Below are 11,557 nucleotides of genomic sequence, written 5' to 3' on the forward strand. Positions count from 1 at the left end.
TATGTGCGGAATAGTTGGAATCGTTTCTTCAGATGATGTAAATCAGCAAATTTACGATAGTCTTTTGCTTTTGCAGCATAGAGGTCAAGATTCAACAGGTATAGCTACAATGGAAAATACTGTTTTCCATATACATAAGGCTAAAGGTCAGGTTAATACTGCTTATAGAACGAGAGATATGAGGAATTTAATCGGCAAAATTGGATTGGGTCATGTTAGGTATGCAACAAAAGGATCAGCAGAAAGTGTAGAAGAAGCACAGCCTTTTTATGTTAATGCTCCTTATGGAATTGTTTTGATACATAATGGAAATTTGACGAACACTAGAGTTCTAGAAAAACAATTATTTAATATTGATAAAAGGCATACAAATTCTTCAAGTGATACTGAAATGTTGTTAAATGTATTTGCGACAGAATTACAAGAACAAATTCATAATCAAGAATTAGAACCTGATATTATTTTTAGTGCCGTTAAATCTTTACATAAAAGAATTCAGGGATCATATGCTTCAATTGCATTAATTTCAGGACATGGTTTATTAGCATTCAGAGATCCCTTCGGTATTAGGCCTTTAGTCATAGGAAAAAGATTTTCGTTAACTACAAAAAAAGAAGAGTGGATGGTTGCTAGCGAATCTCTAGTTCTTGAGAATAACGATTATCAAGTAGTGAGAGACGTAGATCCTGGAGAAGCTGTTTTTATAAATCTTAATGGTGAGTTTTTTTCTAAGCAATGTTCTGAAAATCCAATGTTATTTCCTTGTTCTTTTGAATATGTTTATTTAGCTAGACCAGATTCAATAATGAATGGAATTTCAGTATATAAAGCTCGCTTAAAGATGGGAGATTATTTGGCAGAAACAATAAAACAGACAATTAATTCTGGAGACGTTGATGTAGTTATGCCTATTCCTGATTCTTCTAGACCTGCTGCAATGCAAGTTGCAAGACAGTTAGGGATTGAATATAGGGAGGGTTTTTTTAAAAACAGATATGTTGGCCGAACATTCATAATGCCTGGTCAACAGAAACGTAAGAAATCTGTAAGACAAAAGTTAAATGCAATGAGCGCAGAGTTTAAAAATAAAAATGTATTAATTGTTGATGACTCGATAGTAAGAGGTACCACTTCAAAAGAAATTGTCCAGATGGCTAAAGATGCAGGAGCAAATAAGGTTTTCTTCACATCAGCAGCCCCTCCTGTTCGTTTTCCTCATGTTTATGGAATTAATATGCCGAATAGAGATGAATTAATAGCTCATGACAGAACAATAGCTGAAATTGCTGATCATCTTTCAATTGATAACCTTGTTTATCAAAGTGTTGAAAGTTTACGGAAATCTATAATAAGTGATTCTCCTATTCAGGATTTGGAGATGAGTTGCTTTACCGGGTCTTATGTAACCGGAACAGTAAATCAAGAATACTTAAATTGGGTTGAAAATGAATATAAATCTTAGTCGATAAAATTTTCAAGTCGGAAACAATTTTCAAGATATTCATCTTTGTCTAAGTTTAAAAAATCTATTAAAAATTTTGATTTATTTGGTTTGAAATTTAATTTATTTAGGTCTAATCTTGCAGATTTATTTTTATTAGTTTCAATATCAAGATAATGGTTACTTGTTACTATTTTAAAGAAGCAATCGTTTTTAAGTTGGGTTTTTTCATTTAAGTAACCCAAGCTGTATTCATTGGAATAATAAATTTCATTACTATTTATACAAAAAATTTTTCCTTGTCTAGATATTAAAAAAATATTTTCTCCATTATCAAATGGACAACAAGATACGATTGTTTCACTTGGTAAAAGTTTTGCGAGTATTAATCCTTGGGATTGTTTAGAAGTTGGCGTTAAAATTTTATTTGATAAATTAAATCTAAAAATTCTTCCTATCGAGGTTAAAATTATTAAATCTTTGTTTTTATTAGAAATAAATGAATCAATTGTTTTTAAATTATTTTTTAATTTTGTAATTGTGAAAGATCTATTACTTTTAATCATATCTTCATCAAATAATACTTTTTTAAATCTTCCATCTGAATTCAAGATGCATAAATAATTTTTAATTTCTTTTTTAATTGAATGAAAGTTTATTATTTCACTAGGATGAATATTTCCAAGTATTTTATTGTCTAATTTATAGTCATTATTTACATTTGACTCCCAATCAATATTAAAAACTTTTCCTGTATTTGTGATGCCAATTAATTTTATATTTTTTTCAATATTGCATATAAATTTTTGAATATTTTTATTATCTATAAATTTATTTACAACTTCAAATGATTTCTTGTAATTACCTAAAATCATTTTCTTTAAGTAAAGTCTATTGTCAATGCATAATTTAGTTTTTTTATTTATGAATTCCTCTAATATCTGATTATTGAGATTTTCTAGTTCTTTATTTTGATTGATATTTTTAATTACTTTTGTTTTACGTTTAACATTGTATTTCTTCTTTAAGATTAATAGCTCTTCTATAAGTAATTCGAGTAATAATTCTCTTTCGTTTAATAATTTTTGAAAATAACTCTTTTTTTCTTCCAAATTTATTATTTCATTATCAATTTGATTCTTTTCTAGATTTGTTAATTTTCTTAGTGGCATATCTAAAACTGAACTTGCTTGTTTTTCACTTAGGAAAAAATTTTTAATTAATTTCGATTTAGCTTCTACAGAATTTTCTGATTCTTCAATAATTGCTACAACTTTTTTTATGTTTTTTGTGGCTTTAGATAAACCTTCTAATATTTCTAGTTTTTCAAGAGTGTTTTTTAGAAAATAAAAAGTTCTTTTTCTAATTGTTTCTTCTCTAAATTCGAGAAAAAAGTTGAGATATTTTTTTAGGCTTAATTGTACAGGCTTGCCTTTAATTAAAGCTAAGAATATCGCACCAAAGTTTGTTTGAAGAGTTGTTTTTTTATATAAATTAGAAATAACAAGTTCAGAATTAGAATCTTTTTTTAGCTCTATTACAATTCTCATTCCATCTCTATCGCTTTCGTCTCTAATATCAGAGATTCCATGAATTTTACCTGAATTGACAAGTTCTGCGAGTTTTTCAATCCAACCTGCTTTACTAATTTGGTAAGGAAGTTCTGTAATTATTAGCGCATTCTTTTTATGTTTACCTTTGCCTAAATTTACTTCTTCCATATTTATAACTCCTCTTATTGTTAAAGATCCTTTTCCTGTTTCATAAAGTTCTTCTATTGCTGCACTATGAATTAGCTCTCCTCCAGTAGGAAAATCAGGTCCTTGAATAATTTTAGAAAGTTTTTTATTACTAATATCATTATTTTTTACTAAAGCAACTAAGCTATCTACAATTTCGCCTAGGTTGTGAGGGGGTATGTTTGTTGCCATGCCGACAGCAATACCTGATGAGCCGTTTAACAATAAAAATGGAAGTTGGGCCGGAAGAACATCTGGTTCTGTTTGAGAACCGTCAAAGTTATTCGAAAAACTTACTGTTTCTGATCCAATTTCTTCAAGAAAACCTTTATGAGCTATCGAAGCTAATCTGGTTTCAGTATATCTCATTGCTGCTGGCGGATCGTTATCTACAGATCCAAAATTTCCATGGCCGTCAAGAGTAGGATATTTTGTAGAAAAATCTTGTACTAGCCTTACTAATGCATCATATACTGCCTGATCTCCATGAGGATGGTACTTTCCAAGTACATCTCCTACAACTCTCGCACACTTTCTAAATGGCTTATCAGGTGTTAAACCTAACTCGTACATTGCAAATAGTATTCTTCTTTGCACAGGCTTAAGGCCGTCTCTTGCATCGGGTAGAGCACGTCCAACTATTACGCTCATTGCATACTCCAAATAAGAACGTTGCATTTCTTCTTGAAGTGAGATAGAAGTGAAGTTTTTCTTATCCATTAGAACGTAAAATTGAAAAAATATTGATTAATTAAATTAAGACTAATAGGTAAAACAATATTTACCAGTATTGAAAATTAAGATGATTCAGTTATTTTGGATTTTGCTAGTATTACATCTTTTTTAAGCTGTTCATTTTGTAAAAGAATTTCTGTAGAGGATTGTAATTTCTCTCCCCACAACTGTTCTTTTCTATAATCATAATTGACGTATCTAGGATCTTTAGCCAAAGCTTTTTTTGCTAGCTTAATTGCTAACTTAGTATCATTATCCCTAACGCATGAGGCCAGTCCTAGCAATGGTTCAGCATTTTCCTGAATTGCGATTGCACTTTTAAAAAGTTTGATTGATAGATTTATATTGTTTTTCTCAAAATAAGCTAAACCTTGATTATTAATTGCTTGCCAGAAATCAGGTTTAATTTTGATAGATTTTTCAAACAATTTGATAGCTCCCAAGTAATTTTTTTCTATTAAAAAAATATTTCCTAATTGAAAAATAGCTTTGTGGTTATTAGGTTCTATCTTTATTCCTTTTTCTAAAGCATTCTTTGCCTTTTTTTGTTGTGATGTTTTTAAGTATATATTACTTTTAGTAAAATATATTTCGCTAATATTTGCGTTTAGCTGCTCTGCTTTATTTAGAGAATTTAATGCGTTTTTGTATTGTTTGCTAGCTATTTGTGCTTCAGCTAAAATTAACCAAAGCTTTTCATCTTTTGAATTTATTTTCACAGATAATTTAGCTAAGCTAAGGCTATCTTCATATTGTCCAAAATAAAGAAGTTGATATGCATTTTTACCAATATATAAACTTTGCTTTTCTAAATTTTTTATTGTTGGGTAATAATAATAAGGAACAATTGCTTGAACTTTTTTTATTTGTAAAAAGTAAAAACTGATTAAGGAGATCCAGAGTATTCTTTGTAAAAACTTTTTCATATATTAGTTTCGTTATTTTTTAGATTTGCTTGTATGTTTCTTTTCCACATCCATGGTTTAATTCTTTTTAATGTAGTGCCTTGAAGATTTTCTTTCCAAGTTTCATCGTCCCAAGTTAGGGCATCAATATTAAGATTTGTAATCCATTCTTTAGGTGTGGTTTCACAATTATTGTTGAATGGCACTGATTTATTCCATGGGCATACATCTTGACAAATATCACAACCAGCGACCCATCCATCTAAGTTTTTTTCTATTTTCTTTGGAATAGTTTTGCCTCTGCTCTCTATTGTGTGATATGCAATGCATAGATCCGATTGTATTACAAACGGTTCTACTATTGCCTTTGTGGGACAATGTTCAATGCACAAATCACATTTCCCACAAAGCGATTGATGAGGTTTATCTGATATTAAATCTTTTGTGAGAATCATAAATCCTAAAGTAAACCAAGAACCGTTGTTTTTGCTTATTAAATTACTATTTTTACCTATCCAACCAATCCCTGCCTCCTCAGCCCATGCTTTTTCAAGAAGCGGAGAGGTATCAACACATATTTTCCATTTGCAATCAGGAATTTCTTTGTTGATCCATTTACCAATATTCTTTAATTTTTTGTGAATCACTTTATGATAATCCTCTCCTTGGCCAAATTTAGCTACCTTGAGAAAATTATTATTGTTGTTTTGTGAATTAATGTAAGTATATCCAACGCTTAAAACACTTTTTGCCTCTTCAAAAAGTGAGCCTATATTTCTTCTCCTTTCTGCTTCCATCCATTTCATTTCTGCATGGTAATTATTTGATAACCATCTTTCTAATGCATTATTTCTTAATTTTATACGCGAACTACCTGGTATTGAAGCTATTCCAGCAATTGTAAAACCTTCAAAAATAGCTCTTTCTTTTAACTTTTTACTAATTTCTTTTTTGTCTTGAATCCTATTAATCATTTCATAATTTTTTATAGCATTTCTCTTAAGACTTATTTTGGAGAATAAACTTATAAATAAAAAGGATATATTTTAAAAAAAATATATCCTAACTCAGTAAAAACAGTTAAATTATTAGTAATGTTAATATAGTTAGAAAATTTATTTTGGTTGAATCTAATCAAAATCAAGATTCCAATTTAGGATCTAGGCTTCAACAAGACCTAAAAAATGATCTTATTGCTGGGTTGTTAGTCGTAATACCCTTGGCAACAACAATCTGGCTTTCATCATTAGTTAGTAAATTTGTTTTAACATTAGTTACTTCAGTTCCAAAGCAACTAAATCCTTTTATTACTTTAAATCCTTTATTACAAGATTTAATTAATCTTACTTTAGGTTTAACTGTCCCTTTACTTGCTATCTTGCTTATAGGCTTAATGGCGAGAAATTTCGTTGGAAGATGGTTATTAGAATTTGGGGAAGGTACTTTATCAAAAATCCCAGTTGCTGGAGCGGTTTATAAAACCCTTAAACAATTGCTAGAAACTTTTTTAAGCAATAAATCTAATAGATTTAGAAGAGTTGTTTTGGTTGAATATCCTCGTGAGGGACTATATAGTGTAGGCTTTGTAACTGGAGATGTAGGTCCTTCTCTACAGCCAGAATTAGCAGAAAAGTTACTTAGTGTTTTTATACCTACTGCACCAAACCCAACTACTGGGTGGTATACACTCGTTCCAGAGTCATCTGTAAAAGATTTGGATATTTCTGTTGAAGATGCTTTTAGAACAATAATTTCTGCTGGGATAGTTAATCCAGATGAGAAGAATAATACTACAAATCCAACATTTTCAAAATTGTTTTCTCAATTACGAGCTTCCACTAATACTTCTTCTTAATTGATGCATAATAGATCTCTTTCTAGAGAATTATCTTTAATTTCTCTTGGCCTCATAAAAGATAAAGGTGATTTGAAATTAAATAAATTTCAGATAGAAGAAATTTTTGAATCTGCTTTGGATTCCCTAATAAAGTATTGCAGAGAGGAATTAGATAATTGTGAGTCAGAGTTAGAAAATGCTTCACAGAAAATATTAGATAGTGAATTGCAAGAAGGTGTTGATTCCTCTTATTCAAATGTGCGAGATGAGTTAAAAAAATCACTTATAAAAATTGAAACTGTAATGAATACACTCTCAATAACTCTAGATTTCCCAAAATTAATTGTTTCTAGCGGCCAGATTGATATTAGAGAGGATGTGAATCAAAGGATTTGTAATATAATTAATAACCTTAAAAGTATTGATTCTGATATTGATCAGGCAATGGATGGCTGGAGATTAAAACGATTACCGAGAATTGATAGGGATATTTTGCGTCTAGCTTATGTGGATATCAATTTTTTGAATACACCTGTAGCTGTTGCTTGTGATGAGGCTGTTAATTTAGCTAATAAATATAGTGACTTGCAAGGAAGAAAATTTATTAATGGAGTTTTAAGGAGATTACAAACAATTTAATTACCAAGATTATTTGATATAAATAAAGAGTATTTTAAAATATTAAATACGAATCATTAATAATGACTAATATTGAATCCGATAATTCTCGTGAGTGGGCTGCACAAGCTTATGCACTTTTAAAAAAACAACAGGTAGAGCAAAAGCAAGAATTACAGAAACAAGAAGAGCAAAAGCAAGAATTACAGAAACAAGAAGAGCAAAAGCAAGAATTACAGAAACAAGAAGAGCAAAAGCAAGAATTACAGAAACAAGAAGAGCAAAAGCAAGAATTACAGAAACAAGAAGAGCAAAAGCAAGAATTGATTGATATTACTAATAAAGAAAATATTTCTATACAGTCTAAAACTATTACTGAACCTCAATTAGGAGAATTTGATGATAATTTTACTTGGTCTGCAATGGTATTAGCTGCTCAAGGAAAAAAAATAAATCAAATATCGATTGATGAAATTGATTGGTTAACTAAATTACGGAGAGGATTAGAAGAAACCCGAAAAGGATTTGTTACTGAATTATTGGATAAATTAGGAGATGATCCTTTGACTCCTGAAGCTCTTGATGATTTAGAGACTTTATTAATAAGAGCTGATGTAGGAATTGATTCAACAGATAAAGTTATAAGTTCTCTAAGAACAAAATTAAATGAGGAAGTTTTGGGTGCAGAAGCAGGAATTAAATTCTTGAAGAAGGAATTAAAATTAATTATCGATAAACCAATAAAAAGTTCTGGCACTGATCTTTTAGTTCCCCAAAAGGGTAAATTAAATGTCTGGTTATTAGTAGGAGTTAATGGTGTTGGTAAAACTACTACATTAGGAAAACTAGCATATTTGTCATCCAAAAGTAATTACAAAACTTTGATAGCTGCAGCTGATACTTTTAGAGCGGCTGCAGTAGAACAACTTAAAGTATGGGGAGATAGAAGTAATGTTGAGGTCATCTCTAATCAATCAAAAAATGCTGATCCAGCTGCTGTAGTTTTTGATGCAATTAATTCTGCAAAAAAAAGAAATGTTGATTTATTACTTGTTGATACAGCTGGTAGATTGCAAACAAAAAATAATTTGATGGATGAATTAGCGAAAATAAAAAAAATTATTGATAGAAAGGTTCCAGATGCAATTGTTGAATCATTATTAGTTTTAGATGCAAGTCAGGGTCAAAATGGCTTAAAGCAAGCAAAAAGTTTTGCTAAATCAGCAGATTTAAGTGGTGCAATTATTACTAAATTAGATGGAACTTCTAGAGGTGGAGTCTCTTTAGCAGTATCTGAAGAAGTAAATTTACCTATAAGGTTTATTGGAGCTGGAGAAGGAATAAAAGATTTGAGACCATTTAATAGTTATGAATTTGTGGAGGCTATGCTCGCTGATAAATAAAAATTTAATTAATTTTTTCTAAAAATTAAAATTTAATGTTAAAACATACTTATCTATTAAATTTGTTTTGACAAATAATCAAAAAGAAAAAATATTTTCGAACAAATTTATTCAACAATTTTTAGATAATGAATCCAACTTAACTTTAAAAAATAATTATAAATTTGATGAAATTGCTTCTTCATTAGCATATTATTTAAAATCATTTTCCAACATAAATAAGTTACTTGATTATGTATGTTTAATTTTTAAACATATTTTTTCTGAGAATATAATCTTAATTATTCCTTTAAATTATGAGGGGGAGATATGGAACGAAAATATAAAAATTTCCGATAATGATCAATTTTTTACAACTTTAGAGAAAATTAATGGTTTTTTGAATAAATTTAATTTTTCAAAAAATTTTAAAATAAAAGATATTCATACTTTTGAAAATACTTTAAAAAATAACTTTAAAGAATATAAAATTGAAACTAAAAAAATACTATCTAGAGGTAAATGTAGAGGATTTATATATATTTTTAGCAAAGATATTTCTGGCCCGTCGATTACTGAGGATAGTTATTTTAATTTTGTTGAGAATTGTCTAGCGGTTGGATTAGAAAATCACTTCTTAATAAAAACAAAAAAAAAGCATGAAAACGTAGATAGAGAAATTTCTACCGGTGCTGAAATTCAATCTCAATTACTCCCGGAGTATTGTCCAACTATCCATGGTTTAGACCTCGCGGCTCACTGCAGACCAGCTCTCCAGCTTGGTGGGGATTACTATGATTTTATGTGCTTAAAGACAAATATTTCTGAAAAAAGAAAAGAAAAATCAAGATGGGCTTTTGTAATAGGTGATGTCATGGGTAAAGGTATTCCTGCCGGTCTTTTAATGACTATGTTAAGAGGAATGCTACGTGCAGAGGTTCTTACAGGTCTGCCTCCAGATAGAATTTTGTATGATTTGAATCAACTAGCAATAAATGATTTAGATCAATCGCATAGATTTGTGACATTATTTTATTCAGATTATGACCCTAGAACTAGAAAATTAAGATTCGCTAATGCAGCACATAATCCTCCTTTGCTTTGGAAAAATTCAGATCAGAAAATTATAAAATTAGATGCAGAGGGATTTGTACTTGGACTACAAAAAGATGCTGAATATCATTGTGGTGAAATTAAGCTTAATGACAATGATCTAGTTTTTTATTATACAGATGGAGTAATTGATACTTCTAATTCTTTAGGGCAAAGATTTGATGAGGAAAGGTTAATTAAAACACTTGCAAAATTATGCAAGCAATCTTATACATCTCAAGAAATTTTAAATAAAATATTCAAAAAGTTAGATGATTTTACAGGTCAAAATAGACATCTGGAAGATGATGCAACGATGGTAATTTTTCAATTGAAATAGATATTTTTGTCACTTATATAAAAAAATGCTTTATTAGAGATACTTAAAGTTAATAATTAATATGGCAAAAGTTTGGAGTAAAAGATTTGACAATGCACTTGACCCCTTTATTGAAAAATTTAATGCCTCAATTGGTTTTGATAAAAAGCTTATTTTAGAAGATTTAGATTGCTCGATTGCTCATGCGAAAATGCTTGGCAAAACAAAAGTTTTATCACCTTCTGAAACTTTGCAAATTATTAATGGACTTGAGTCAATAAAAGTTGAGTATTTGGAGGGTAAATTTTCTCCTAGCCTACCTTCTGAAGATATTCACTATTGTATAGAACATAAACTGATAAGTTTAATTGGTGAAACTGGTAAAAAGTTACATACTGGTAGAAGTAGAAATGATCAAGTTGGTACAGATATAAGATTGTGGCTGAGAAAAGAGATTGATAATATTGAAATTTTAATTGCCGATTTGCAAAAATCCTTCTTAAATCTCGCTAAAGCAAATATTTATACTTTGATTCCTGGATATACCCACATGCAAAGAGCTCAACCATTATCTTTGGCTCATCATTTATTGGCTTATATAGAAATGCTCCAAAGAGACCGTGAAAGGTTTAAAGAAGTACGCGGAAGAGTAAATATTTCTCCTTTAGGAGCTGCAGCATTAGCTGGAACAAAAATAAAAATAGATAGGCACTTTACAGCTGCAGAATTGGGCTTTGAAAAGATTTATAAAAATAGTATTGATGCTGTTAGCGATAGAGATTTTTGTATAGAGTTTGTTTCTACATCTGCTTTATTAATGTCTCATTTAAGTAAAATTTCAGAGGAAATAATTTTATGGGTAACTGATGAATTTTCTTTTGCAAAGTTAACAGATAAATGTGCCACAGGAAGTAGCTTAATGCCGCAGAAGAAAAATCCCGATGTTCCAGAATTGATAAGAGGTAAGACGGGAAGAGTGTATGGACATCTTCAGGCATTATTAACTATGGTCAAAGGGGTACCTCTCTCATACAATAAAGATTTTCAAGAGGATAAAGAGCCAATATTTGATACTGCAGAAACAATTTCTTCTTGTATTACGGCAATGACTATTCTACTCAATGAAGGTATCGAATTTAATATTCAAAATTTATCTGATTCTGTAGAAAATGATTTTTCTAATGCTACTGATCTAGCAGATTATTTAGTTAGTAAAGATGTTCCTTTTAGAACAGCCTATCAAGTTGTTGGTGAAATAGTTAAATATTGCCTGAAGAGAAAAATGTTGTTCAAAAACCTCAAAATTGATGAATTTAAAAAATTTCATCCCGAATTTGATGAGGATGTTTTTGTGGACCTTAAACCTTTTAATGTCGTTAAATCAAGAAATAGCGAGGGTGGAACAGGTTTTGCTCAGGTAGAAAAAGAGGTAAAAAATTGGCAAAAAAAATTGTCAATTTGAATCTCAATTATTTTTCTACAACAAGGG

Annotated in this window: 9 protein-coding genes; 6 read left to right on the top strand and 3 right to left on the bottom strand. The window is 29.7% G+C overall.

Translation table 11 applies throughout. The annotated features are described in order from the left end of the window. Window position 1: 1 nt before the first annotated feature. Entirely contained in the window at window positions 2-1,462 is a 1,461-nt protein-coding gene (gene purF, locus SIB45_RS02760) for an amidophosphoribosyltransferase (RefSeq protein ID WP_011862031.1), read from the top strand. Here purF and SIB45_RS02765 read toward each other — a convergent pair. From SIB45_RS02765 to queG, 3 genes are all read right to left on the bottom strand, one after another. After that, complete coding sequence (locus tag SIB45_RS02765) at window positions 1,459-3,900, bottom strand: DNA topoisomerase (ATP-hydrolyzing) subunit A (RefSeq protein WP_011862032.1); 2,442 nt, start codon at window positions 3,898-3,900, stop codon at window positions 1,459-1,461. The genes purF and SIB45_RS02765 overlap by 4 nt on opposite strands. A gap of 77 nt (window positions 3,901-3,977) precedes the next feature. Then, the gene (locus tag SIB45_RS02770) at window positions 3,978-4,841 is read right to left on the bottom strand and encodes a tetratricopeptide repeat protein (RefSeq protein ID WP_011862033.1); all 864 of its coding nucleotides are present in this window, start codon (window positions 4,839-4,841) and stop codon (window positions 3,978-3,980) included. Further along, window positions 4,838-5,794 (bottom strand): tRNA epoxyqueuosine(34) reductase QueG, encoded by a 957-nt coding sequence (gene queG / locus SIB45_RS02775; RefSeq protein WP_011862034.1) that lies wholly within the window; start codon window positions 5,792-5,794, stop codon window positions 4,838-4,840. The genes SIB45_RS02770 and queG overlap by 4 nt, the downstream gene beginning before the upstream one ends. Window positions 5,795-5,940: 146 nt before the next feature. Here queG and SIB45_RS02780 point away from each other — a divergent pair, with 146 nt between their 5' ends. From SIB45_RS02780 to argH, 5 genes are all read left to right on the top strand, one after another. Then, a complete protein-coding gene (locus tag SIB45_RS02780) occupies window positions 5,941-6,675 on the top strand; it encodes a DUF502 domain-containing protein (protein ID WP_011862035.1) in 735 nt (244 codons plus the stop codon). A gap of 3 nt (window positions 6,676-6,678) precedes the next feature. Continuing rightward, a complete protein-coding gene (gene nusB / locus SIB45_RS02785) occupies window positions 6,679-7,296 on the top strand; it encodes a transcription antitermination factor NusB (protein WP_011862036.1) in 618 nt (205 codons plus the stop codon). A gap of 62 nt (window positions 7,297-7,358) precedes the next feature. Further along, a complete protein-coding gene (gene ftsY, locus SIB45_RS02790; protein WP_011862037.1) occupies window positions 7,359-8,678 on the top strand; it encodes a signal recognition particle-docking protein FtsY in 1,320 nt (439 codons plus the stop codon). Between the two features lie 67 nt (window positions 8,679-8,745). Beyond that, on the top strand, window positions 8,746-10,089 hold the full coding sequence (locus SIB45_RS02795; RefSeq protein ID WP_011862038.1) for a PP2C family protein-serine/threonine phosphatase: 1,344 nt from the start codon (window positions 8,746-8,748) through the stop codon (window positions 10,087-10,089). 61 nt (window positions 10,090-10,150) lie between these two features. Continuing rightward, the gene (argH, locus tag SIB45_RS02800; protein ID WP_011862039.1) at window positions 10,151-11,530 is read left to right on the top strand and encodes an argininosuccinate lyase; all 1,380 of its coding nucleotides are present in this window, start codon (window positions 10,151-10,153) and stop codon (window positions 11,528-11,530) included. Window positions 11,531-11,557: the final 27 nt, after the last annotated feature.

Origin of the sequence: Prochlorococcus sp. MIT 1304, from assembly GCF_047305015.1 — a bacterium.
In the GTDB taxonomy this organism is placed as follows: Bacteria; Cyanobacteriota; Cyanobacteriia; order PCC-6307; family Cyanobiaceae; genus Prochlorococcus_A; species Prochlorococcus_A marinus_E.

Bases quoted from the DNA above. Each gene is read 5' to 3' on its own strand.
- nusB (WP_011862036.1), top strand. From the start codon at position 6,679: ATGCATAATAGATCTCTTTCTAGAGAATTATCTTTAATTTCTCTTGGC.
- queG (WP_011862034.1), bottom strand. From the start codon at position 5,794: ATGATTAATAGGATTCAAGACAAAAAAGAAATTAGTAAAAAGTTAAAA.
- SIB45_RS02770 (WP_011862033.1), bottom strand. From the start codon at position 4,841: ATGAAAAAGTTTTTACAAAGAATACTCTGGATCTCCTTAATCAGTTTT.
- purF (WP_011862031.1), top strand. From the start codon at position 2: ATGTGCGGAATAGTTGGAATCGTTTCTTCAGATGATGTAAATCAGCAA.
- SIB45_RS02765 (WP_011862032.1), bottom strand. From the start codon at position 3,900: ATGGATAAGAAAAACTTCACTTCTATCTCACTTCAAGAAGAAATGCAA.
- argH (WP_011862039.1), top strand. From the start codon at position 10,151: ATGGCAAAAGTTTGGAGTAAAAGATTTGACAATGCACTTGACCCCTTT.
- ftsY (WP_011862037.1), top strand. From the start codon at position 7,359: ATGACTAATATTGAATCCGATAATTCTCGTGAGTGGGCTGCACAAGCT.